Below are 23,131 nucleotides of genomic sequence, written 5' to 3'. Positions count from 1 at the left end.
AGCGCGGGCTCCGCTCGGGGACGCCCGACGTCGCCGGCGCCGTGGCGCTCGCCGCCGCGCTCGCCGAGGCATCCGACGAGCTCGCCTCCGAAGGTGCGCGACTGCGCGCCCTCGCCGACCGGCTGATCGCTGGCATCCGTGCCGCGATTCCCGCGGCGGAGCTCCTCGGCGACCCGGTCGGTCGGGTTCCCGGCAACGTGCACGTGCTCTTTCCGGGGGCGGCGGGGGAGTCGATGCTCTTCCTGCTCGACCAGGCGGGCATCTCGGTGTCGATCGGCTCGGCCTGCCAAGCGGGCGTCGCTGAGCCCTCGCACGTCGTGCTCGCGCTCGGTCGCGACGAGCGCGCCGCGCGCTCGGTGCTGCGCATGACCCTCGGCGTCACCTCGACCGATGCCGACGTCGACGCGGTGCTCGCGGCGCTTCCCGAGGCGTACGCCCGGGCATCCGGATCCCGCACAGCCGACCGCTCGTAGACTGGACGCATGCGGATTCTGGCGGCGATGAGCGGTGGCGTCGACTCGGCGGTCGCCGCGGCACGGGCCGTCGAGGCCGGCCACGACGTCGTCGGCGTGCACCTCGCGCTCTCGCGCGCGGGCGGTACGCTTCGCACCGGAAGCCGCGGCTGCTGCACGATCGAAGACGCGATGGATGCCCGGCGCGCGGCCGATCTGCTCGGCATCCCGTTCTACGTGTGGGACTTCTCGGAGCGCTTTCGCGACGACGTGATCGACGACTTCGTCGCGGAGTACAAGGCCGGACGGACCCCGAACCCCTGCATGCGCTGCAACGAGAAGATCAAGTTCGCCGCGCTCCTCGAGCGTGCGCTCGAACTGGGCTTCGACGCCGTCTGCACCGGTCACTACGCGACGCTCGTCGACGGGCCGGAGGGTCGTGAGCTGCACCGCGCGAGCGACGAGGCGAAGGACCAGTCGTACGTGCTCGGCGTGCTGACGGCCGAACAGCTCGCGCACACGTACTTTCCGCTCGGGCAGACGCCGTCGAAGGCGATCGTGCGCGCCGAAGCCGCCGCGCGCGGTCTGACCGTGGCGCAGAAGCCCGACAGCCACGACATCTGCTTCATCCCCGACGGTGACACGCGCGGCTGGCTCGCCGACAAGGTCGGCACCGCCCAGGGCGACATCGTCGACCGCACCGGCTCCGTCGTCGGCAGCCACGAGGGTGCGCACGCCTACACGGTCGGCCAGCGCCGCGGGCTCTCGCTCGGCGTGCCCGCCGCCGACGGCAAGCCTCGCTTCGTGCTCGAGGTGCGCCCCGTGTCGAACACCGTCGTCGTCGGCCCGCGCGAGGCGCTCGCGACCGCCGAGATCGCCGGCGGCCGGTTCAGCTGGGCCGGGCGCGCCCCGGCATCCGGCGACTTCGCATGCCACGTGCAGATCCGCGCGCACGCCGACCCGGTGCCCGCACGCGCGGTGCTGACGGATACCGAGGTCACGGTGACCCCCGAGGCGCCGTTCGACGGGGTCGCGCCCGGCCAGACGGCGGTGCTGTACGACGGCACGCGCGTGATCGGCCAGTTCACGATCGACCGTACGGTGTCGGCGGTGCCGGTTCCCGCGTGAGGCGGTGCTCTGCTGCGGGGCCGAACTGCGGCTGCGCGCCGGGCTGAGCCGGCCGTGTCGGGGGTGCGTCTTACACTTGCCGGGTGACGGAAACCCACGACGACCTTCCGGCGACACTCGACGAGGCGCGCACCGAATCGGAGCGGCTGACGGAGCTCATCGTCGGGGCGCGCGACGCTTATTACGGCCGTGACGCCGAGATCGTCGACGACGCCACGTACGACGGGTGGATGCGGCGACTCGAGGCCGTCGAGGCGGCTTTTCCCGAGGTGCAGGGGCAAGACTCGCCGACGCTCAGTGTCGGCGCCGCCGAGTCGTCGATGTTCGCGCCCGTCGAGCACGCTGAACGCATGCTGAGCCTCGACAACGTCTTCAGCCCCGAAGAGCTCGCCGAGTGGTGCGTGAAGACGCAGGGCTCGGCGGGGCGTGCCGTGCGGTGGCTGCTCGAGCTCAAGATCGACGGCCTCGCGATCAACCTGCGCTACGAGCGCGGAGCGCTCGTCTCCGCCGCGACGCGCGGCGACGGGCGGGTCGGCGAAGACGTGACGGTGAACGCGGTGCAGGTCGCGGGCATCCCCACGAGGCTCGCGGGCACGGGGCATCCAGACCTCGTCGAAGTGCGGGGAGAGGTGTACATTCCGGTCGCGGCATTCGATGAGCTGAATGCGCTGCAGGCGGCGATGCGGGAGCGCGTGGTCGCTGAGATGCGCGGCCGTGGCGTCGATGAAGAGCGTGCGCAGCGCAGCGCGGCGCGGCGCTTTCCCGCGTTCGCGAACCCCCGGAACGCCGCGAGCGGCGGGCTGCGCCAGCAGCTCGACAAGAAGTCGGGGATGGAGCTCGAGGCCGGGCGTGCGCGCCTCGACTCGCTGCGGCTGTACGTGCACGGCATCGGTGCGTGGCCCGACCCGCCGGTCGACTCGCAGAGCGAGGTGTACGGCCTGCTCGCGTCGTGGGGCCTGCCGACGAGTCCGTACTTTCGCACCTCGAACGACGTCGACGGTGTGCTCGACTACGTCGCGCACTACGGCGAGCACCGTCACGACGTCGAGCACGAGATCGACGGCGTGGTCGTCAAGGTCGACGAGCTCGCGCTGCACGACGAGTTGGGCGCGACCAGTCGCGCGCCGCGCTGGGCGATCGCCTACAAATACCCGCCCGAACAGGTGAACACGAAGCTGCTCGACATCGTCGTGTCGGTGGGGCGTACGGGTCGGGCGACGCCCTTCGCCGTGATGGAACCGGCGCTCGTGGCGGGGTCGGTCGTGCGCCAGGCGACGCTGCACAATCAAGAGGTCGTGAAGGCGAAAGGCGTGCTCATCGGCGACACCGTCGTGCTGCGGAAGGCCGGCGACGTGATCCCTGAGGTGCTCGGGCCCGTCGTCGAACTGCGCGACGGCAGCGAGCGGGCGTTCGTCATGCCGACGCATTGCCCGTCGTGCGGCGCCGTGCTCGCCCCGTCGAAAGAGGGTGACATCGATCTGCGGTGCCCGAACACGCGCTCGTGCCCCGCCCAGGTGCGCGGGCGTGTCGAGCACATCGGCTCGCGCGGCGCGCTCGACATCGAAGCCCTCGGCGAGGTGACCGCCGCCGCACTGACGCAGCCCTCTGTTCCCGAGAAGCCGCCGCTCGTGACCGAGGCGGGGCTGTTCGAGCTCACGCTCGACGAACTCGTGCCGATCGAGGTGATCGTCCGCGACGGCGAGACCGGCGAAGAGAAGATCGACGAGAAGACCGGTGAACCGGTGCGGCGCGCGCCGTTCCGGCGCAACCCGAGCGCTGCCGAGAAGAAGGACGGGCTGACGGGCCCCCAACCGTCCGCGCAGGCGGTGACGCTTCTCGCCGAGCTCGAGAAAGCGAAGACGAAAGACCTGTGGCGCTTCTTGGTCGCCCTCAGCATCCGTCACGTCGGGCCGGTCGCGGCGCGCGCTCTCGCGCAGTGGTTCGGGTCGCTCGCGGCGATGCGGGCCGCATCGCGCGACGAACTCGCAGCGGTCGAAGGCGTCGGTGCGATCATCGCCGACTCGCTGCTCGAGTGGTTCGAGGTCGACTGGCATCAAGAGATCGTGGAGCGCTGGCAGGCCGCCGGTGCGCGACTCGAGATCCCCGGTCATCCCGGGCCGGGCGCGGCCGTCGCTGCGGGGGGCGTGCTCGAGGGTGTCACCGTCGTCGCGACCGGCTCGCTCGACGGCTACACCCGCGAGGGGGCGCAAGAGGCGATCATCGCCGCCGGCGGCAAGGCTGCGTCGAGCGTCTCGAAGAAGACCGATTTCGTCGCGGCCGGCCCCGGAGCAGGCTCCAAGCTCGGCAAGGCCGAAGAACTCGGCATCCGCATCATCGACGCGGCGCAGTTCAAGATCCTCGTCGAGCAGGGCCCCGCCGCGCTCGACGCGCTCGACCCCGACGCGGGCTAGGGCGGGCTGGCGGCGAGCGGTTTTCGGGTGGGGAGGGAGTCATGGACGATCCGTTCGACCTCGCCTACCCGTTCACCGGGAGATGGCTCGTGCAGAACAGTCCGGCGGATCGCGTTCCGAGTCATGGCACGGAGCTGTTCGCGTCGGCGTATGCCATCGATTTCGTTCCGGTCGCGGCGAACGGTCGTACGGCGCCCGTCACGCGGAGCGCGCTGATCGGGACAGAGCCGCCGGAGCGGTTCCCGGGGTTCGGTCGGGACATCCTTGCGCCCGTCGACGGAGTCGTCGTGGTGGCGTACGGAAGCGAGAGCGACCATGCGGCCTACCGTGGGCTTCGGTCGCTCGGCTACGCGGCGACGCAGGGGCGCCGGGCGACCGCCGGTTGGCGGGCGCTCGCGGGCAACCACGTGCTGATCGAGAGTCGCGGGACATTCGTCGCGCTGTGCCACCTGCAGCAGAACAGCGTGCAGGTGCGTGCGGGGCAGACGATGACAGTCGGCGATCCGATAGGCCGGTGCGGGAACTCGGGGAACAGCACCGAGCCCCACGTCCACATCCAAGCGGGAGACAGCGCCGACTTCGATAGAGCCGAGGCCGTGCCGATCACCTTCGCCGGGTCGTTGCCGGCCAACCGGCAGATCGTCGATCTTTAGCTCGGCGGGGGTTGGGAGTGTCGTCGGTCCGGCGCGCTCGGCCCGACGGGCACAGGGTGGTCGGGGGACAGAGACGCTATGCCGCCCGAGGGGTGACTGCAATGTCTGACCCCCTCCATACACTCGAAGATATGGACGAGTATTCGGGGTCGATGGGCAGCGACGCAGACGTCGCCGCTTTGGTGTCGATCGTGGGTGAGGTCGAGGGGGCGGTGGTGTTGCTGACGGCGGCGCAGGTCGCCGAGGTGCGGGCGCTGGCCCGTGCGGGGCAACTCGCGGCACGGCAGGCGGCGGGGTCTCCGGCGGTGGTGCGGGCGCACGACATGGCGTTGCGGTCGGTGGCGGCCGAGCTCGGCGGGGTGTTGCGGGTGACGGATCGGACCGTGCAGTCCCGGATCGACGAGGCCCGCGACCTGGTCGAGCATTACCCGGCGACCCTCGTCGCCTGGGAGACCGGTCGGATCATGCGCGGACATGTCCGGGTGATCACGGATGCCGGGTCGGTGCTGGTCGACGCGTCGCCGGAGCGGCGGGCGGAGTTCGAGGCTGCCGCTATTGCACGGTGTGAGCGGGATACGCCGAATCGGGTGCGTTCGGAGATCGAGATCCTCGCCGAGAGGTTCGCGGAGCGGTCGTTCACCGACCGGCACCGGGATGCGGCGGCGGAGCGGCGGGTGCGGGTCGTGCCCGGGGCGGCGGGCATGTCGGATCTGATCGCAACCCTGCCGACGGTGATCGCCGATGGGATCATCGACCGGCTCACCCAGCAGGCGCAGATCATCGTCGATGCGCGCGAGCCCGGGAACGCGGGCAGCGCGTTCGGCGCACGTGGCGCGGGTGGCGCGGCCAGCGCGGGTGACTCCGAGCCGGATCGGCGGGGGATCGATCAGGTCCGCGCCGACGTGTTCAGCGATCTGCTGCTTGCCGGGGCGCCGGCACTCGATCCCACTGCCACCGGTGACGGTCAAGGGTCGCTGGGTGCGATTCGTGCGCAGGTGCAGGTCATCGTCCCCGCTCTCACTCTTCTGGGTGTCGATGACGGTCCCGCGGACCTCGTCGGCCGTTCCCCGATCGATGCGGAGACCGCCCGTTGCCTCGCGGGGAACACGCATTCGTGGGCTCGGGTGCTGACCGACCCGGTGGAGGGGACGGTGCTCGCGGTGGACCGGTATCGGACGCCGTGGCCGCAACGCCGGTTCCTGCGGGCGCGGGATCAGCATTGCCGGTTCCCCGGATGCCGGCGTGCGGCGATCCGGTGCGAGATCGACCACACCATCGACGCCGCCAAGGGTGGACCCACCGCGCTGTGGAACCTGGCACACCTGTGTCAGCGGCATCATTCGATGAAACAGTTCACCCGCTGGAAGGTGAGACAACTCCCCGACGGGGTCCTCGAATGGACCTCACCCACCGGACGGATATACCGCGAAGACGCCCCCGCACCACCCGTCGCGTTCACCCCGGCATCCATCAGCACCTCCGCGGTCGACGAACCACCACCGTTCTAGCCCGTGGGCTGGTCGGACAAAGCCTGCGGCTAGACGGCAGCGGGACCGGGTGCGGGTCGTTTCGCGGCCATCGACGGGCACGTTATTCAGAGTGCCGTGCCAGCGCACGCCGCGCGCCCCGAGCGGAGATTGGCCGCCGCGCGCCGAACAGACCCGGACGATGGGCGAGCGCGCCGTCGAAGTCCCAGAAGACGACCGCCGGCCGCCCGTTCACTCAGCCCTCCGGCTGCGTGAGCTGCAACAGCGAGTCGCGCACCTGGCGACGCATCACCTTGCCGATGAGCGACTTCGGCAGCTCATCGACAATGAAGATGCGGCGCGGCACCTTGTACGGCGTGAGGATGCTGCGGACGAACTCGCGGATCTCCGAGGCATCCCCTTCGCCCGACCCGTCGAGCACCACCGCGGCGACGACCTCTTCACCCGACCGATCGCTCGGCAGCCCCACGACCGCCGCGTCGACCACGTGCGGATGCTGGCGCAGCGCGTTCTCCACCTCGGTCGGCGCCACATTGAAGCCGCCGGTGATGATGAGCTCCTTGATGCGGTCGACGATGCGGACGAAACCGTCGTCGTCGATCTGCACGATGTCACCAGTGCGGAACCACCCATCGGCGAACGCCGCCTCGGTCTCCTCGGGCTTGCCGTAATACCCCTGGAACACCTGCGGCCCCCGCACCACCAGTTCACCGCGCTCGCCCGCAGGCACGTCGCGCGTAGGCTCGTCCGGGTCGACCACGCGGCATTCGGTCCCCGGCAGCGGCAGTCCCACCGTCCCCGGCTTGCGGTTGTCGGCGACCGGGTTCGCCATGAGCACGGGCGAGCACTCCGAGAGGCCGTACCCCTCGACGAGATAGCCGCCCGTCGCCGCCTCGAACGGCACCACCAGCTCGTGCGGCAGCGGCATCGCGCCCGAGATCGCGATCTCGGTGCCCGCGAGCGACACGCCCTCGGCCTGCGCGGCCTTCAGCAGACGGTCCGCGATCGGCGGCACGAGCGGCAGGAATGTCGCCGGATGCTTCTTCGTCACCTCGAGCACCATCGCCGGCTCGAAGCGGGGGAAGAGCACGAGCCGCGCCCCGATCGACATCGCGAACGTGAGACAGAGCGTCAACCCGTACGCGTGGAACATCGGCAGCACGGCGTACACGACGCAGCCGTTGCCGCGCGCGATCGACGGCGTCCAGGCCTGCGCCTGCCGTGCGTTGGCGAGCAGGTTCCGGTGCGTCAGGACGGCGCCCTTGGGCGTCCCGGTCGTGCCGCTCGTGTACTGGATGATGGCGATGTCGTCGGTCTGCGGCTTCGGGTACGACGCCGGCAGCGGCGGCACCTGCAGCAGCTTCTCCCACGCGATCGCGTCGGTCGTGCGCGTCGTCAGATCGGCGCGCGACTGACGCGCCTTCGCGATCGGAAGGTGCAGGGCGAACCGCAGCGACACGGGCATCGCCTTCGTCACATCGACGCTGATGAGGTTCGGCACGGCGAGGTCGGCCGGGAAGTCCTGGACCGTCCGCACGACCTTGCTCCACACGATCGCCGTCTTCGCGCCGTGGTCTTCGAACTGCTTGCGCAGCTCCCGCGGCGTGTAGAGCGGGTTGTGCTCGATGGCGATCGCGCCGAGCCGCAGAATCGCATAGAACGCGACGATGTGCTGCGGGCAGTTCGGCAGCACGATCGCCACCGTGTCGCCCTTGCCGACCCCGAGCGCTTTCAGCGCCGCCGCGGCGTGCGCGATGGCATCCGACAGCTCGCGGTACGACGTCGTACGGCCGAAGAACTGCAGCGCGGGGGCATCGGGATAATCCCTCGCCGAGGCTTCGACGATGTCGAGCAGGTTCCCGGTCACGGGGGCGAGGTCGGCGGGAACCCCAGCGGCGTAGCTGCGGATCCAGGGGCGTGGCGGGTCGTACGTGGTCACGCCCGCCAGCCTAACGGCGCCTCGTCTCGGCAGGGCGGGCCGGAGCGTGCCGACTAGAATCGACGGGTGTCTGAAATCACCCCTGATCTCGTGCGCCATCTCGGCGTGCTGGCCCGGATCGCACTGAGCGACGAAGAGGTGGAGCGCCTGACCGGTCAGCTCTCCGTGATCGTCGACAACGTCGCCAAGGTGTCGGAGGTCGCCACCCCCGACGTCCCCGCGACGAGCCACCCGATCCCGCTCGAGAACGTCTTCCGCTCCGACGTCGTCGGTCAGATGCTGACCGTGGAGCAGGTGCTGCAGAACGCGCCGGATGCCACGGAAGACCGTTTCAAGGTCACCGCGATCCTCGGAGAAGAACAGTGAGCGAATCCACCACCGGCGACCTGACCCGTCTGACCGCCGCCGACCTGGCCGCGCGCCTCGCCGCCGGCGAGGTCTCGAGCGTCGAGGCCACCCGGGCGCACCTCGACCGCATCGCCGCCGTCGACGGCGACGTGCACGCCTTCCTGCACGTGAGCGACCACGCGCTCGACGTCGCTGCCGACATCGACCGCCGCCGCGCCGCGGGGGAGCAGCTGGGCGCCCTCGCCGGCGTTCCGCTCGCGATCAAAGACGTGCTCGTCACGACCGACATGCCCTCCACGAGCGGGTCGAAGATCCTCGAGGGTTTCATCTCGCCCTACGACGCGACCGTCGTCGCGCGCTCGCGCGCCGCGGGCCTCGTGCCGCTCGGCAAGACCAACATGGACGAGTTCGCGATGGGCTCCTCCACCGAGTACTCGGCGTACGGCCCCACCCACAACCCGTGGGACCTCGACCGCATCCCGGGCGGGTCGGGCGGCGGTTCGGCCGCGGCCGTCGCGGCCTTCGAGGCGCCGCTCGCCCTCGGTTCTGACACCGGCGGATCGATCCGTCAGCCCGCCCACGTCACCGGCACCGTCGGCATGAAGCCGACCTACGGCGCCGTGAGCCGCTACGGCGCGATCGCGCTCGCCTCCTCGCTCGACCAGGTGGGCCCGGTCTCGCGCACCGTGCTCGACTCGGCGCTGCTGCACGATGTGATCGGCGGGCACGACCCCAACGATGCGACATCGCTCGAGGATGCCTGGCCGTCGTTCGCCGCCGCGGCGCGCGAGGGCGCGACCGGTGACGTGCTGAAGGGCCTCAAGGTCGGCGTTATCCGGGAACTGCCCGACACCGGCTTCCAGCCCGGCGTCGCGGCGTCGTTCCGCGCATCGCTCGCCCTGCTCGAGGCGCACGGCGCCGAGATCGTCGAGATCAGCGCCCCGCACTTCGAATACGGCGTGGCGGCGTACTACCTGATCCTGCCGGCCGAGGCATCCAGCAACCTCGCCAAGTTCGACTCGGTGCGCTTCGGCCTGCGTGTCGACGTGCCCGGCGGCACCGTCGAAGACGTGATGGCGCGCTCGCGCGAAGTCGGCTTCGGCGACGAGGTCAAGCGACGCATCATCCTCGGCACCTACGCGCTGTCGGCGGGCTACTACGACGCCTACTACGGCAGCGCACAGAAGGTGCGTACGCTCATCCAGCGCGACTTCGACGACGCGTTCGCGCAGGTCGACGTCATCGCGACCCCGTCGGCGCCGACGACGGCGTTCCGTCTTGGCGAGAAGGTCGACGACCCGATCCAGATGTACCTCAACGACGTCACCACCATCCCGGTGAACCTCGCCGGTGTGCCGGGCATCTCGATCCCGTCGGGCCTCGCCGAAGAAGACGGCCTGCCCGTCGGCATCCAGTTCGTCGCCCCCGCGCGGCAGGATGCACGTCTGTACCGCGTCGGTGCCGCGCTCGAGGCGCTGCTCGTGGATGACTGGGGCGGACCGCTGCTCGATCGCGCGCCCCGGCTGGGAGGGAACCTCTGATGGTCAAGGACGCACTGATGGACTTCGACGAGGCGCTCGAGCGCTACGAGCCGGTGCTCGGCTTCGAGGTGCACGTCGAGCTGAACACCGAGACCAAGATGTTCTCGGCGGCGGCCAACCCCGCCCACGAGCGCAACCACGGAGCTGCGCCCAACACGCTGGTCGCCCCCGTCGACATGGGTCTTCCCGGGTCGCTGCCCGTCGTCAACGAGCAGGCGGTGCGCTACTCGATCTCGCTGGGTCTCGCGCTCGGCTGCGAGATCGCGCCGTCGAGCCGGTTCGCGCGCAAGAACTACTTCTACCCCGACCTGGGCAAGAACTACCAGATCAGCCAGTACGACGAGCCGATCGCGTTCGAGGGCCAGGTCGAGGTCGAGCTCGAAGACGGCACCCGGTTCGAGATCCCGATCGAACGCGCGCACATGGAAGAGGATGCCGGCAAGCTCACCCACATGGGTGGTGCGACCGGTCGCATCCAGGGCGCGGAGTATTCGCTCGTCGACTACAACCGTGCCGGCGTTCCGCTCGTCGAAATCGTCACGAAGCCGATCTACGGCGCCGAGCGCCGCGCGCCCGAGCTCGCCGCCGCGTACGTGCGGGCGATCCGCGACATCGTCATCGGCCTCGGCATCTCGGAGGCGCGCATGGAGCGCGGCAACCTCCGCTGCGACGCGAACGTGTCGATCCGCCCGCGTGCGGCGGCCGGCGAACCCGCTGCGCCGCTCGGCACGCGCACCGAGACGAAGAACGTCAACTCGATGCGTTCGGTCGAGCGCGCCGTGCGCTACGAGATCCAGCGGCAGGCCGCGATCCTCGCCGCCGGCGGCACGATCACGCAAGAGACCCGGCACTGGCACGAAGACACCGGGCGCACCTCGCCCGGTCGTCCCAAGTCGGATGCCGACGACTACCGCTACTTCCCTGAGCCCGACCTGTTGCCCGTCGCGCCGTCGGTGGAGCTCATCCAGAGCCTGCGCGCCGCGCTTCCCGAGCCGCCCGCCGTGCGCCGCCGCCGTCTCAAAGAGAGCTGGGGCTTCGCCGACATCGACTTCCAAGGCGTCGTCAACGCGGGGCTTCTGAACGAGGTCGAAGCGACGGTCGCCGCCGGCGCCGCGCCCGCCGCCGCGCGCAAATGGTGGATGAGCGAGATCTCGCGCGTCGCGAACGCCGAGGGCGTCGATGCGGCCTCGCTCGTGTCACCGGCATCCGTCGCGGCGCTTCAGCAGCTCGTCGATGCGGGAACGCTCACCGACAAGCTCGCCCGCCAGGTGCTCGAAGGCGTCATCGCGGGGGAGGGCACCCCGCAAGAGGTCGTCGACGCCCGCGGGCTCGCCGTGGTCTCTGACGACGGGGCGCTCATCGCCGCGATCGACGAGGCGCTCGCCGCGCAGCCCGATGTGCTCGCGAAGATCCGCGACGGCAAGGTGCAGGCCGCCGGCGCGGTCATCGGTGCGGTCATGAAGGCGATGCGCGGGCAGGCGGATGCCGCGCGCGTGCGCGAACTCGTGCTGGAGCGCGCCGCGCAGTAGCCCTTCACCGTCGGTCCTTCCCGTCGGTTCGCCGGCACCCGCCCCGTCGCCGGCGCGGGTGTCGGTGGCATCGACGACAATGGATGCGTGGGAAGAGGCGACGGATCGGGGCGGCGGGTGTCGCCCGACGACGCCGACGACACCGGCACCCGCATTCTGCACGTCGACATGGATGCGTTCTACGCGTCGGTCGAGGTGCTCGACAACCCGTCGCTCGCCGGCAAGGCGGTGATCGTCGGCGGCATGGAGGGGCGCGGCGTCGTCTCGAGTGCCAGTTACGAGGCGCGGCGCTTCGGCGTGCGCTCGGCGATGAACGTGGCGCAGGCGCTCCGCCTCTGCCCGCACGCGATCGTCGTGCCGCCGCACTTCGAGCGCTACTCCGCGCTGTCGCGCCAGGTGATGGCGATCTTCCACGACGTCACCCCGCTCGTCGAACCTCTCTCGATCGACGAGGCGTTCCTCGACGTCTCCGGCGCGCGGCGGCTGTGGGGCTCTCCGGGTGAGATCGCGCGCATGCTGCGGGCCCGCGTACGCGCCGAGACCGGGCTCGTCTGCAGTGTCGGCGTCGCCGGTACCAAGCACGTCGCGAAGATCGCCTCGACTCTCTCGAAACCCGACGGGCTGCTGATCGTGAGCGGGCCCGAGACGCAGGCGTTCCTCGCCGAACTCCCCGTGCGCGCCCTCTGGGGTGTGGGGCCGAAGGCCGCCGAGGCGCTCGAGGCGCGAGGCATCCATCTCGTCGCCGACATCCTCGCAACGCCCGAGCGCGTCATCGAACGGGCGCTCGGGGCGGCGGGCGGAGCGCGCATCTGGCAGCTCGCCCACGGCAGCGATCCGCGCGACGTCGAGACCGAGCGCGTCGAGAAGAGCATCGGCCACGAAGAGACCTTTCTGCACGACATCGCCGACCCGGCCGTGCTCCGCAGCGAGTTGCGCCGCCTCGCCGACCGCGTCGGGGCGCGTCTACGCAGCGGCGGGTGGGAGGCGCGCACGATCGCGCTGAAGCTGCGCTACGCCGACTTCACGACGCTCTCACGCGCGTCGAGCCTCGCCGAGCCCACCGACGTCGGCCAGCGCATCGGCGATGTCGCGATCGGACTGTTCGACGCGCTCGAGCTCACCCAGCCCGTGCGGCTGATCGGCGTGCGCGCCGAGAAGCTCCGCCCCGGCGGTTCGGCGATGGACGCCCTGTGGGATGACGACGAGGACTGGCGCCGCGTCGACGCCGCCCTCGACGGTGCGCGCGACCGATTCGGTGGCGGAGTGGTCACGCGTGCGAGCGTGCTCGGGCCGCGCCGCGACACCGGCGCCCTGCCGACCAACCCGCGCCTCCCGCCGGAGTGAGCGCTGTCGCCGTCGCGGTGCCGACCGGCACCGGCTACGGTGGGGGCATGCCTAACCTCGCACTCGAACTCGGCAAGCAGACCGCATCGATCGGCGTCACGAGCGTCTACGGCGAACAGCAAGACGTCGACGGCGTGCGCCTCATCCCCGTCGCGCTGACGTGGTCGGGCTTCGGCGCCGGCGAAGACGCGCCGGGCGGTGGCAGTGGCGGGGGCGGTGGCGGGGTCGCGATCCCCGTCGGCGCCTACATTCGCAAGGGCGATGATCTGCGCTTCGAGCCGAACATCATCTCGCTCGTCGCCGTGGGGATCCCCTTCGTGTGGGTCGCCGGGCGCGCCCTCAGCCGCATCATCCGTGCCCTCAAGAAGCACTGACCGCTTCGACGCCGCGATCACCGAGGCAGCGCGCCGCGTGCACGACGCGGCGGACGCGCTCTCGATCGACGGCGCGCGCGTGGCGGTACTGATCGACGGGCAGTCCGGCGCGGGCAAGACGACGCTCGCGGCGCTTCTGCGCGACGGGTGGCGCGGTCCCGTCGACGTCGTCGCCCTCGACGACGTCTACCCCGGCTGGGACGGCCTTGCCGCCGGTGCCGACGCCGCGCGCGAGCAGATCCTCGAACCGTGGGCGGCGGGGGAGTCCGCGCGCTGGAACCGGTGGGACTGGGCACGCTCGGCACCCGGCGACGAGATGCTCACGCGAGCGGATGCCTCGCTGATCATCGAAGGCTCGGGGGTGCTGACCGAGGCATCCGCTCCTCTCGCGGCGGTCCGAGTGTGGCTCGACTCGCCCGAGGCGACGCGCCGCGACCGCGCGCTCGCGCGCGACGGCGACACCTACCGGCCGTACTGGGATCGGTGGGCGGCGCAGGAGCGACAGCACCTCGAGCGGGATCACCCGCGCACGCTCGCCACCCTGGTGGTCGACGTCCCCTGACCGCGGGGGCGGGCGCGTCAGTCCTCGAGGGCCTGCAGCAGCCCCTCGAGTCGGAAGCCGAGCCAGTCGTACACGCCGAAGCGCGGGTCGTCGGGCCGCTCGTCGTCATCGTCGACGATGCCGAGCCGCGTCGCCATCACCAGGCGCACCGAGGTGAGAGTGCGCAGCCACGCCGAAACCGAGAGGTCGTCGAGCTCGACGACGAACGCGGAGTGCGCGTCGGCGTCGGCGACGTCGCCCGGGCGCAGCCGCACACCGTCGCGCCGCAGTGTCGAGAGCACGAGCGCCGCATCGTCGCGCCTACGGTCGAGCAGGTCGCCCTGCGTGAGCCGGCGGAACTCGTCGGACGCCGCGGCGTCGTCGCGGTAGGCATCGGGCACGAGGCGGGCGACGGCCTCATCGTCGATCGCGTCGTCGTCGACCGTCTCGGCGATGAGATCGGCGAACTGGTCGACCAGGTCGGTGAGGTGCGCCGCCTCGAGCATCGACATCTCCAGCAGCACCCGTGTCATGACCCGCCCTCTCGTACCGTGGCCCATAGGCCGTAGTCGTGCATCGCCTGCACGTGCAGTTCCATCTGTTCGCGCGCGCCCTCGGCGACGACCGCGTGACCCACGTGGTGCACCGCCAGCATGAGCTGCTCGGCTCGCTCGCGCGAGTAGCCGAAATAGGTGCGGAAGACGTGCGTGACGTAGCTCATCAGGTTGACCGGGTCGTTCCACACGACCGCCTGCCACGGGCCCGCCGTGGCGATGCTCTCATCGAGCCGAAGATCTTCGAGGGGGAGGGTCATGCCCACCCCAGTTCGTGCAGCCGCGCGTCGTCGATGCCGTAGAAGTGCGCGATCTCGTGCACGAGCGTCGTGTGCACCTCGTGGCGGAGCGCCTCGAGGTCGTCGCACACGTCGAGGTGCGGCTCGCGGTAGACGATGATGCGGTCGGGGAGATCGCCGACGCCGTACCGGTCGCGTTCGGTGAGCGCGAGGCCGTCGTAGAGGCCGAGCAGATCGAGCGAGCCGTCCTCGGGGCGATCCTCGACGACGAAGACGACATTGTCGAGGCCGTCGATCATCTCGTCGGGCAGCAGGTCGAGCTCTTCGGTGACGAGCGCATCGAATGCATCGGCATCCATCTCGATCATGCGAACCTCCCGGTGGGGGATTCCGTGGGGTGGCTAACGGGACTTGAACCCGCGACCCCCGCGACCACAACGCGGTGCTCTACCAACTGAGCTATAGCCACCATGTGCCCGTTTCCAGGCAACCAGACGATTGTATTACACCTCAGAGGCGTACGACGACACGGCGGCGGCCGCAGCCTCGCGCGCCTCGTCGCTCGTCGGCCCGGGCTCGGGAACGAAGACGGCCTGACGGTAGTACGCGAGCTCGCGGATCGACTCACGGATGTCGGCGAGCGCCCGGTGGCCGCCGTCTTTCGCGGGCGCGTTGAAGTAGGCGCGCGGGTACCAGCGCCGAGACAGCTCTTTCACGCTCGAGACATCCACGTTGCGGTAGTGCAACCACCGGTCTATGCGGGGCATGTACTTGGCGAGGAACATCCGGTCGGTGCCGATCGTGTTGCCGGCCAGCGGCGCCTTGCCCTCGGGGACGAAGCGCTGGATGTACTCGAGCGCCTCGAACTCTGCCTCGGCGAGGCTCACGCCGTGCGGGATCTCTTCGATGAGGCCCGAGGTCGTGTGCATGGCCGTCACGAACTCGCCCATGTGCGCGAGGGCCGAGTCGTCGGGCTTGATCACGATCTGGAAGCCCGGGTCGAGCGGGTTCAGCTCGAAATCGGTGACGACGATCGCGATCTCGACGAGTTCGTCGATCTCGAGGTCGAGACCCGTCATCTCGCAGTCGATCCAGACGAGACGATCGTTCTCCGCAGCGTTCACCATGCCGTTCATCCTAACGAGCGGTTCCGACGCGGCGGGGTCGGCGCAGTACTCTGGACGGGCGCCTCCGTAGCTCAGTGGAAGAGCAACGGCCTTCTAATCCGTCGGTCGCAGGTTCGAATCCTGCCGGGGGCACAGGTTCTGTTCGCGTCGGCGACGCCGGCGAGGGGTAGCGGCGGCGGCCGGCGCGGCGTAGCGTTCGCGGTGACGAGAGGAGTCACCATGAGCACCGTTTCGTCCGCTCTCTGGGTCGCCTACGGACCCGAAGGCAACGTCGTCGGCAGCATCCGCCGAGACGACGAGGGCTACACCGCGACGATCGCGGGGGCCGAGGCGAGCGTCGGCACCTATCCGACGATGGACATCGCCAAGAGCGCGCTGCACGGCCATCTGCCGCCCGGCGCGGACTGGCCCCGATTCACGCAGCACTGACCTCGGCGACGGCGCGGCGGCCCGCGCGGCGCCTGCGGTCGAACAGCGGCAGCGTGCGGTGCACGAGCGGTCCGATGCCGAGCGCGAAAATGATCGTGCCGATGCCGACGGTGCCGCCGAGTATCCATCCCGCGAGAAGAACGGATGCCTCGACGCCGAGCCGCGCCGCCCAGATCGGCCAGCCGAACCGCGCGTGCAAGCCCGTCATGAGCCCGTCGCGCGGACCCGGGCCGAAGTCGGCGCCGATGTAGAGCCCCGATGCGACGGCGACGAGCACCATGCCCGCGACGAAGACGATCAGTTGCAGGGCGAACCCGTCGACCGCCGGAGACACGGCGAGCGTGGCCTGCATGCTCGTACCGACGAGGAGGATGTTCGCGACCGTTCCGAGGCCCGGGCGCTGGCGCAGCGGAATCCAGAGCAGCAGCACGAGAAAGCCGACGATGTTCGTCACCCAGCCGATGCCGACGCCGGTCTGGCGCGAGATCCCCTGCGCGAACACGGTCCACGGGTCGAGGCCGATGCCGGCGCGCACCATGATCGCGCAGCCGGCGCCGTAGAGAACGAGGCCGACGAGCAGTTGCACGATGCGTGACGTCATGCCGACATTCCACCGCAGAATTGGACCACGTGTACCAGTCCAATCGTACTATCGTGGCCGCATGGACTCTCGGATCACCGCGCGCTCGCTCGCGGCGGCCCTCGGCGGGTGGCGCACGCGCGAACCCGCGTACGAGGCGCTCGCCGATGGCATCCGGCTGCTCTGCCTCGATAATCGCATCGCCGCGCGCACCGCCCTGCCGGCCGAGCGCGAGCTCGCCGCCGCCCTCGGGCTGAGCCGCACGACCGTGGCGACCGCCTACCGCAGTCTTCGCGAGACCGGGCACATCGAGAGTCTGCGGGGGTCGGGGAGTGTGACGCTGCCGCAGTCCGGGCGAGAGCCGGGGCGTGTCGCCACCCGCGACGGCGACATCGACCTGCAGCAGGCCAGCCCCGCGGCGTGGCCGGGGCTCGCCGGGGTGATGAGCGAAACCGCCGCGGATGCCGCGACGCTCGTCGCCCGCGCCGGGTACGAGACGCGCGGCGCGCTCGGCCTGCGCGAGGCGATCGCCGCGCGCTACTCGGCCGCCGGGGTACCGACGACGGCCGACGAGGTGATGATCACGACCGGCGCCCAGTCGGCCATCCACCTGCTGGCCCAGACGCTGCTGCGGCGCGGAGACCGCGCACTGATCGAGACGCCCACGTACCCGCACGCGGCAGAGGCACTGCGCGCGGCCGGAGCGCGGCTCGTGGGGGTGCCGGTGACGACGGAGGCCGGGTGGGACCTCGATCGCGCCGCCCAGGCGTTCGCCCGTGCCCTGCCGCGCCTCGCCTACCTCATGCCGAGGTTTCAGAACCCCACCGGTCGCTCGATGAGTGCGGCCGAGGAGCAGGTCTTCGCCGAGGGGGCGCGGCGGGCCGGCACCGTGCTCGTCGTCGACGAAACCACCGCCGAACTCGCCATCGACGAGGCTCCCGGTCTTCCAGAGGTGCGCGTGCTGCCCGGTGCGCCCGACGTCTCGCGGGTGCCGGGTGCGCCCGCCGCTGCGGTGTCGTTCGCAGACACCCCGGTGGTGCGGGTCGGGTCGCTCGGCAAGACGGTGTGGGGAGGATTGCGCATCGGGTGGATCAGAGCCGACGCCTCGCTCATCGACCGGCTCGTCGCCGCGCGGCCGGCGCGCGACCTCGGCACGCCCGAGTTCGAGCAGGCCGTCGCAACGCGCCTGCTGGCACGCATGCCCGAGGTGCTCGCCCAGCGATCGACGGTGCTGCGCGACGGCCGCGATGCCCTCGCCGATGCGCTCGGCGCCAGCCTGCCCGCCTGGCGGGTGCCTCAGGTGGCGGGCGGAGTCGCGATGTGGGTCGAGCTCGACGCGCCACTCAGCTCGGGGCTCGTGCTCGCGGCGCGAGCGCGCGGCGTGTATCTCTCCGCCGGGTCGCGGTTCGCGGTCGACGGAGCGCACGACCGGCACCTCCGCATCCCGTTCACGGCGCCGGCGGCAGACCTCCGCCGGGCCGTCGGCGTTCTCGCCCGTCTCTGGCCCGAGGTGCGCGCGGCGGCGCCCGTCGCGAGCATCGAGCCGTTCGGCGCGCTCGTCTGACGACGGTCGCGGGCGGCGCCCGCGCGCCGGGGCAACCGTGCGCCCGGGCATCCGTGCGCCTGCGCATCCATGCGCCGAGGCATCCGTGCGCCTGCGCGGGTTCTCATCGCAGATATCGCAGGCACTCGACGGCCTCGTCCGCGCTCCAGAATGCGCCGAGCGCTCGCAGCCGTGCCGATGCCAGATCGAAGCGCTCGGCGTGGAATCGCGTGCCGCCGGGTTGTACTTCCGTCCGCAGGTGGCCGATCACCCGGCCCGTGCGATCGAGTACACGCCAGCGCGTGCTCGACACGGCGCGCAGGGTGACGCCGCGCACGCGCACGGCCGGTCCATTCTGTGTCGTGAGATTCATCTGCTGCCTCCCACCCCGAACATAGATTCGACCTCCGACATCGTCCGCTCATCGCCTCCTCCCCAGTTCGGCATTCTCGTCAGCTGTCCACATTCGGGCGCGAACGGGCACGGGCCGCACCGGGCCGACGCCAAGCTGGGCGTGCTCCGGCACCCGGATGGGCACGCGGGTGCCGGAGCAGGGGACTGCGGAGATGCCGCAGCCCGCATCGCGAAAGGACGACCCGTCATGTCAGATCTCATCGCCATCACCGGCAACCTCACCTCACCCCCGACGCGGCACGACGTCGCAGGGGGAGTCGCCATGGTCACCTTCGGGTTGGCCAGCACCGAGCGCCGCTTCGAGAACGGCACGTGGCACGACGTGCACACGAACTTCTACAACGTCTCGGTGTTCCGAAAGCTCGCCGAGCACGCCTACGCCTCGCTCGAGAAGGGGCAGCGCGTCATCCTCTCGGGCAAGCTCAAAGTGCGGCACTGGGAGGCGAACGGGCGCACCGGAACGAGCGTTGATCTCGAGGCGACGAGCATCGGTCCCGACCTGATGTTCGGCGTCGCCACGTTCGTCAAAGACGGGCGCGCCGCAGAATCGAGCGGCAACGGCCCCGATGCGCGCGCCGCGGCCCCCGACGAGTGGGCGCAGAGCACGGACGTCGATCACGCCACCGGTGAGCTGGTCGAGCCGTCGGACTCGGGCTTCGCGACCTCGGGCGGCGGCGACGCGACCGGCGACGACGCACGAGCCGACGAGCGTTCGCTCGTCGCCGCCGGCGGGTGGGGTGCGCCCTCGCAGTCGGAGGAGGCTCCGTTCTGACGGGCGAGCGAGCGCGGCGAGTCGGCCGCGCGCGGGCGGCCCGCCTAGACTCGACGGGTGCGCCGCTCCGCCTCTTCCCCGCGCCGACTCACCGCGCTCGGTTCCCTGGTGATCGTCGGCGTGCTCAGCTTCGTTGCGTGCACACCCACGCCGACCCCGACGTCCACGCAGACCACCGCTGCGCCCACGGCGACGCCCACCCCCACGCCCACGGGACCGGCACTGGTGCCCGACGGCTCGGCAGAAGACAACCTGCCGCTGTTCGCCCAGGTCGTGAACACGGTCGCCGCCACCGATGCCCGCGCGCAGGGACGCGCCTACATCGATGCGCTCGTGGCGGCCGGGTTCCCGAAGGCGCAGATGCAGGTCACGAACGACCTCACGACGGTCGGCAACCCCGCCGACTCGATCCAGTTCTCGGTGAAGTGGGCGGGCGAATGCCTCGTCGGCCAAGTCGGCCCCTCGACGCCTGCTCCGACGGCGCTCGTGCTGCCGCTCGTTCCCGGCGACACGTGCCTGATCGGCCAGACGAGGCCCATCGACTGGTGAGAACCGGTGGCGAGCCCGACACGGGTCGCCGCGTAGACTTGGCGCGTTATGGCCGAATACATCTACTCCATGGTCCGTGCCCGCAAAGCGGTGGGCGAGAAGCTGATCCTCGACGACGTCACGATGTCGTTCCTGCCGGGAGCGAAGATCGGCATGGTCGGGCCGAACGGCGCCGGAAAGTCCACGATCCTCAAGATCATGGCCGGCCTCGATCAGCCCTCCAACGGCGAGGCGAAGCTCACCCCGGGCTTCACCGTCGGCATTCTCATGCAAGAGCCCGAGCTCGATGAAACCAAGACGGTGCTGGAGAACATCCAGGACGGCGTCGCCATCAAGGGCAAGCTCGACCGTTTCAACGAGATCTCGGCACTCATGGCCGACCCCGACGCCGACTTCGACGCGCTGCTGGCCGAGATGGGCGTCCTGCAAGAAGAGATCGACGCCGCCGACGGCTGGGACCTCGACTCCCAGCTCGAGCAGGCGATGGATGCCCTGCGCACGCCTCCCGGCGACGAGCCGGTCACCAAGCTCTCGGGTGGTGAGCGCCGCCGCGTCGCGCTCGCCAAGCTGCTGCTGCAGAAGCCCGATCTGCTGCTCCTCGACGAGCCCACCAACCACCTCGACGCCGAGAGCGTGCTCTGGCTCGAGCAGCACCTGCAGTCGTACAAGGGTGCCGTCATCGCGATCACCCACGACCGGTACTTCCTCGACAATGTCGCCGAGTGGATCGCCGAGGTCGACCGCGGCCGCCTGATCGGCTACGAGGGCAACTACTCGACCTACCTCGAGAAGAAGGCCGAGCGCCTCGACATCCAGGGAAAGAAGGACGCCAAGCTCGCCAAGCGCCTCAAGGACGAGCTCGAATGGGTGCGTTCCTCGGCGAAGGGCCGCCAGACCAAGTCGAAGGCCCGTCTCGCGCGCTACGAAGAGATGGCGGCCGAGGCCGAGCGCACGCGCAAGCTCGACTTCGAAGAGATCCAGATCCCCGCGGGCCCGCGCCTGGGCAGCGTCGTGATCGAGGCGAAGAAGCTGCAGAAGGGCTTCGGCGACCGTTCGCTCATCGACGGGCTGAGCTTCAGCCTGCCGCCGAACGGCATCGTCGGCGTGATCGGCCCGAACGGCGTCGGCAAGACGACCCTGTTCAAGACGATCGTCGGTCTCGAGCCGCTCGACGGCGGCGACCTCAAGGTCGGCGAGACCGTGAAGATCAGCTACGTCGACCAGAGCCGCGCCAACATCGACCCCAACAAGACCCTGTGGGAGGTTGTCTCGGACGGCCTCGACATCATCACGGTCGGCAAGACCGAGATCCCCTCGCGCGCCTACGTCTCGAAGTTCGGCTTCAAGGGCCCCGACCAGCAGAAGAAGGCCGGCGTGCTGTCGGGTGGTGAGCGCAACCGCCTGAACCTCGCGCTCACCCTCAAGGAGGGCGGCAACCTGCTCCTCCTCGACGAGCCGACCAACGACCTCGACGTCGAGACGCTCTCGTCGCTCGAGAACGCGCTGCTCGAGTTCCCCGGCTGCGCCGTGGTCATCACCCACGACCGGTGGTTCCTCGACCGCATCGCGACGCACATCCTCGCCTACGAGGGCACCGACGACAACCCCGACCAGTGGTACTGGTTCGAGGGCAACTTCGAGGCCTACGAGGCGAACAAGATCGAGCGCCTCGGCCCCGACGCGGCCAACCCGCACCGCTCGACGCACCGCAAGCTCACGCGTGACTGAGCGCATCCACGTTCCGATCCACCTGCGGTGGGGCGATCTCGACGCGTTCAACCACGTCAACAACGCGACGATGTTGAAGCTGCTCGAAGAGGCGCGCGTGCGGGTGTTCTGGTCGCCGATCGTCGGCGAGCAGGCACCCGACACCGCGGTGATCGAGGCGGGGTTGGATGCCCGTGAACTGACCCTCATCGCACGGCAGGAGATCGAATACCTCGCACCCGTGCCCTACCGGCGCGACCCGCTCGACGTGCAGATGTGGTTCGGCAAGCTCGGCGGATCGAGCGTCGAGGTCTGCTACGAGGTGTACAGCCCGGCCACCGACGATGACCAGACGCTCTACGCCCGGGCATCCTCGTCGGTCGTGCTCGTCGATGCGGCGACCTTCCGGCCGACGCGTCTGTCGAACGAGATGCGCGCGGCCTGGGCGCCGCACCTCGGCGAGCCGATCGTCTTCAGCCGGCGCTGACGGGCGTCGCCGCTCAGGCCTCGCTTGCCGGGCCGGCGTCGGAGGCATCGGGCACGCGCACCATGATCTCTTGCGCGACGGTGGCCACCAGGTCGCCGTCGCGGGTGAAGATGCGGCCGGTCGCGAGGCCACGCCCGCCGCGCGCGCTCGGCGACTCCTGCGCGTAGAGCAACCACTCGTCGACGCGCGCGCGGCGGTGCCACCACATGGCGTGGTCGAGGCTGGCGACTTTCAGTCCGGGCTGGGCCCAGGCCACACCGTGCGCGCGCAGTACCGGTTCCTGGATCGTCAGGTCGCTCGTGTAGGCGAGCACCGCGCGGTGCAGGGCCGGGTCGTCGCCGATCGTGCGCCGCGTGCGAAACCACACGTTCTGCTGCGGCACGTGCGGGCCGGGCACCTGCTCGTAGATCGCCCCCTCGGCGTGCACCACCTCGATGGGGCTCTCGCTGATGAGTCGCCGCGACAGCGGATGCAGGCGTGACGCTCCGACTCTCTCGAGCGCCTCTTCGGGGGACAGCACGCCCTCGGGTGCGGGCGATTGATGCTCGAGGCCGGGGTCTTCTCGCTCGAACGACGAGATCATCGAGAAGATCGGCACGCCGTGCTGGTAGGCCTGGGTGCGGCGCGTCGAGAACGACCGTCCGTCGTGGATGCGGTCGACCGAGAGGGTCAGCCCGGTGGAGGAGTCGCCCGGTCGCAGAAAGTAACCGTGCATCGAGTGCGGCACCCGGTCGTCGTCGGTCGTGCGGTCGGCGGCGATGATCGCCTGCGCGAGCACCTGTCCGCCGAAGATGCGCCCGGTGGGCATGGGGTGCGAAGAGCCGGTGAAGATGTCTTCGGTGGTGCGCGCGGCGCTCGAATCGAGGTCGAGCACGTCGAGCATGAGCCCGACGGGGTCGGTGACCGCCGGGTGCGGGTGCTCGGTCGCCGTCGACGAGGGTTCTTCGGGCGAGCCGTTCTCGGCGGCGGGGGCGGGTTCGCGC

Annotated in this window: 25 protein-coding genes and 2 tRNA genes; 18 read left to right on the top strand and 9 right to left on the bottom strand. The window is 70.5% G+C overall.

Annotation, left to right across the window (positions count from 1 at the left end):
* The 5 genes from G3N18_RS08720 to G3N18_RS08700 form a co-directional block, all read left to right on the top strand.
* The coding region (locus G3N18_RS08720; protein ID WP_196383901.1) for an aminotransferase class V-fold PLP-dependent enzyme at positions 1-473 on the top strand (473 nt) is incomplete at its 5' end.
* A 9-nt stretch (positions 474-482) separates the two neighbouring features.
* Positions 483-1,580 (top strand): tRNA 2-thiouridine(34) synthase MnmA, encoded by a 1,098-nt coding sequence (gene mnmA / locus G3N18_RS08715; RefSeq protein WP_196383900.1) that lies wholly within the window; start codon positions 483-485, stop codon positions 1,578-1,580.
* Between the two features lie 83 nt (positions 1,581-1,663).
* A complete protein-coding gene (gene ligA, locus G3N18_RS08710) occupies positions 1,664-3,991 on the top strand; it encodes an NAD-dependent DNA ligase LigA (protein WP_196383899.1) in 2,328 nt (775 codons plus the stop codon).
* Between the two features lie 41 nt (positions 3,992-4,032).
* Positions 4,033-4,644 carry a M23 family metallopeptidase gene (locus tag G3N18_RS08705; RefSeq protein WP_196383898.1) on the top strand — a complete coding sequence of 204 codons (612 nt, stop codon included), beginning with the start codon at positions 4,033-4,035 and terminating at the stop codon, positions 4,642-4,644.
* Positions 4,645-4,775: 131 nt separating this feature from the next.
* A complete protein-coding gene (locus G3N18_RS08700; RefSeq protein WP_196383897.1) occupies positions 4,776-6,152 on the top strand; it encodes an HNH endonuclease signature motif containing protein in 1,377 nt (458 codons plus the stop codon).
* A 214-nt stretch (positions 6,153-6,366) separates the two neighbouring features.
* Here the strand turns inward: G3N18_RS08700 and G3N18_RS08695 are convergent, their stop codons facing one another.
* Positions 6,367-8,070: a long-chain-fatty-acid--CoA ligase gene (locus G3N18_RS08695; RefSeq protein ID WP_338038420.1), complete on the bottom strand. Its 1,704-nt coding sequence runs from the start codon at positions 8,068-8,070 to the stop codon at positions 6,367-6,369.
* A 66-nt stretch (positions 8,071-8,136) separates the two neighbouring features.
* On the opposite strand from G3N18_RS08695, the gene gatC reads away from it, so the two are divergent.
* From gatC to G3N18_RS08665, 6 genes are all read left to right on the top strand, one after another.
* Entirely contained in the window at positions 8,137-8,436 is a 300-nt protein-coding gene (gatC, locus tag G3N18_RS08690; protein ID WP_196383895.1) for an Asp-tRNA(Asn)/Glu-tRNA(Gln) amidotransferase subunit GatC, read from the top strand.
* The gene (gene gatA / locus G3N18_RS08685; protein WP_196383894.1) at positions 8,433-9,959 is read left to right on the top strand and encodes an Asp-tRNA(Asn)/Glu-tRNA(Gln) amidotransferase subunit GatA; all 1,527 of its coding nucleotides are present in this window, start codon (positions 8,433-8,435) and stop codon (positions 9,957-9,959) included. The genes gatC and gatA overlap by 4 nt, the downstream gene beginning before the upstream one ends.
* The gene (gene gatB / locus G3N18_RS08680) at positions 9,959-11,488 is read left to right on the top strand and encodes an Asp-tRNA(Asn)/Glu-tRNA(Gln) amidotransferase subunit GatB (protein WP_196383893.1); all 1,530 of its coding nucleotides are present in this window, start codon (positions 9,959-9,961) and stop codon (positions 11,486-11,488) included. Before gatA ends, gatB begins: the two co-directional genes overlap by 1 nt.
* An 87-nt stretch (positions 11,489-11,575) precedes the next feature.
* A complete protein-coding gene (locus tag G3N18_RS08675; RefSeq protein ID WP_196383892.1) occupies positions 11,576-12,832 on the top strand; it encodes a DNA polymerase IV in 1,257 nt (418 codons plus the stop codon).
* 47 nt (positions 12,833-12,879) lie between these two features.
* Positions 12,880-13,206 (top strand): hypothetical protein, encoded by a 327-nt coding sequence (locus tag G3N18_RS08670; RefSeq protein ID WP_196383891.1) that lies wholly within the window; start codon positions 12,880-12,882, stop codon positions 13,204-13,206.
* Positions 13,187-13,768: a nucleoside/nucleotide kinase family protein gene (locus G3N18_RS08665; protein WP_314854010.1), complete on the top strand. Its 582-nt coding sequence runs from the start codon at positions 13,187-13,189 to the stop codon at positions 13,766-13,768. Before G3N18_RS08670 ends, G3N18_RS08665 begins: the two co-directional genes overlap by 20 nt.
* A gap of 17 nt (positions 13,769-13,785) precedes the next feature.
* On the opposite strand, the gene G3N18_RS08660 is transcribed toward G3N18_RS08665, so the two are convergent.
* From G3N18_RS08660 to orn, 5 genes are all read right to left on the bottom strand, one after another.
* Positions 13,786-14,280, bottom strand: a complete 495-nt coding sequence (locus tag G3N18_RS08660; protein WP_196383889.1) for a DUF2017 family protein — start codon at positions 14,278-14,280, stop codon at positions 13,786-13,788.
* Positions 14,277-14,561 carry an ATP-dependent Clp protease adapter ClpS gene (gene clpS, locus G3N18_RS08655; protein WP_196383888.1) on the bottom strand — a complete coding sequence of 95 codons (285 nt, stop codon included), beginning with the start codon at positions 14,559-14,561 and terminating at the stop codon, positions 14,277-14,279. The genes G3N18_RS08660 and clpS overlap by 4 nt, the downstream gene beginning before the upstream one ends.
* Positions 14,558-14,908: a metallopeptidase family protein gene (locus G3N18_RS08650; protein ID WP_196383887.1), complete on the bottom strand. Its 351-nt coding sequence runs from the start codon at positions 14,906-14,908 to the stop codon at positions 14,558-14,560. Before G3N18_RS08650 ends, clpS begins: the two co-directional genes overlap by 4 nt.
* 25 nt (positions 14,909-14,933) lie before the next feature.
* A tRNA-His gene (locus G3N18_RS08645) sits at positions 14,934-15,009 on the bottom strand.
* A gap of 34 nt (positions 15,010-15,043) precedes the next feature.
* Positions 15,044-15,667, bottom strand: a complete 624-nt coding sequence (orn, locus tag G3N18_RS08640) for an oligoribonuclease (RefSeq protein ID WP_196383886.1) — start codon at positions 15,665-15,667, stop codon at positions 15,044-15,046.
* A 60-nt stretch (positions 15,668-15,727) separates the two neighbouring features.
* Here orn and G3N18_RS08635 point away from each other — a divergent pair.
* Together G3N18_RS08635 and G3N18_RS08630 are read left to right on the top strand one after the other, a co-directional pair.
* Positions 15,728-15,799: transfer RNA gene (locus tag G3N18_RS08635), tRNA-Arg, on the top strand.
* 87 nt (positions 15,800-15,886) lie between these two features.
* Positions 15,887-16,096 (top strand): methyltransferase, encoded by a 210-nt coding sequence (locus G3N18_RS08630; protein ID WP_196383885.1) that lies wholly within the window; start codon positions 15,887-15,889, stop codon positions 16,094-16,096.
* Here G3N18_RS08630 and yczE read toward each other — a convergent pair.
* Positions 16,083-16,697: a membrane protein YczE gene (gene yczE, locus G3N18_RS08625; RefSeq protein WP_196383884.1), complete on the bottom strand. Its 615-nt coding sequence runs from the start codon at positions 16,695-16,697 to the stop codon at positions 16,083-16,085. The two genes, G3N18_RS08630 and yczE, sit on opposite strands and share 14 nt — an antisense overlap.
* Positions 16,698-16,758: 61 nt before the next feature.
* Here yczE and yczR point away from each other — a divergent pair, with 61 nt between their 5' ends.
* Positions 16,759-18,240, top strand: coding sequence for a MocR-like transcription factor YczR (gene yczR, locus G3N18_RS08620; RefSeq protein ID WP_196383883.1), 1,482 nt, complete (start codon positions 16,759-16,761; stop codon positions 18,238-18,240).
* A gap of 103 nt (positions 18,241-18,343) precedes the next feature.
* Here yczR and G3N18_RS08615 read toward each other — a convergent pair whose 3' ends face one another.
* A complete protein-coding gene (locus tag G3N18_RS08615) occupies positions 18,344-18,562 on the bottom strand; it encodes a DNA mismatch repair protein (RefSeq protein ID WP_314854005.1) in 219 nt (72 codons plus the stop codon).
* Between the two features lie 258 nt (positions 18,563-18,820).
* On the opposite strand from G3N18_RS08615, the gene G3N18_RS08610 reads away from it, so the two are divergent.
* From G3N18_RS08610 to G3N18_RS08595, 4 genes are read left to right on the top strand one after another with little or no spacing between them, the layout of a single operon-like run.
* The gene (locus tag G3N18_RS08610; RefSeq protein ID WP_196383881.1) at positions 18,821-19,405 is read left to right on the top strand and encodes a single-stranded DNA-binding protein; all 585 of its coding nucleotides are present in this window, start codon (positions 18,821-18,823) and stop codon (positions 19,403-19,405) included.
* A gap of 57 nt (positions 19,406-19,462) precedes the next feature.
* A complete protein-coding gene (locus tag G3N18_RS08605; protein ID WP_196383880.1) occupies positions 19,463-19,954 on the top strand; it encodes a DUF6993 domain-containing protein in 492 nt (163 codons plus the stop codon).
* Between the two features lie 48 nt (positions 19,955-20,002).
* A complete protein-coding gene (gene ettA, locus G3N18_RS08600) occupies positions 20,003-21,682 on the top strand; it encodes an energy-dependent translational throttle protein EttA (protein ID WP_196383879.1) in 1,680 nt (559 codons plus the stop codon).
* The gene (locus G3N18_RS08595; protein ID WP_196383878.1) at positions 21,675-22,148 is read left to right on the top strand and encodes a thioesterase family protein; all 474 of its coding nucleotides are present in this window, start codon (positions 21,675-21,677) and stop codon (positions 22,146-22,148) included. Before ettA ends, G3N18_RS08595 begins: the two co-directional genes overlap by 8 nt.
* A 13-nt stretch (positions 22,149-22,161) precedes the next feature.
* Here the strand turns inward: G3N18_RS08595 and G3N18_RS08590 are convergent, their stop codons facing one another.
* Positions 22,162-23,031, bottom strand: coding sequence for an acyl-CoA thioesterase (locus G3N18_RS08590; RefSeq protein ID WP_196383902.1), 870 nt, complete (start codon positions 23,029-23,031; stop codon positions 22,162-22,164).
* Positions 23,032-23,131 lie beyond the last annotated feature (100 nt).

The sequence above is a fragment of the Microbacterium paulum genome, assembly GCF_015707995.1.
Lineage (GTDB): Bacteria > Actinomycetota > Actinomycetes > Actinomycetales > Microbacteriaceae > Microbacterium > Microbacterium paulum.
The sequence above is the reverse complement of the archived record's forward strand: the minus strand, read 5'-3'. Positions and strand labels throughout refer to the sequence as shown.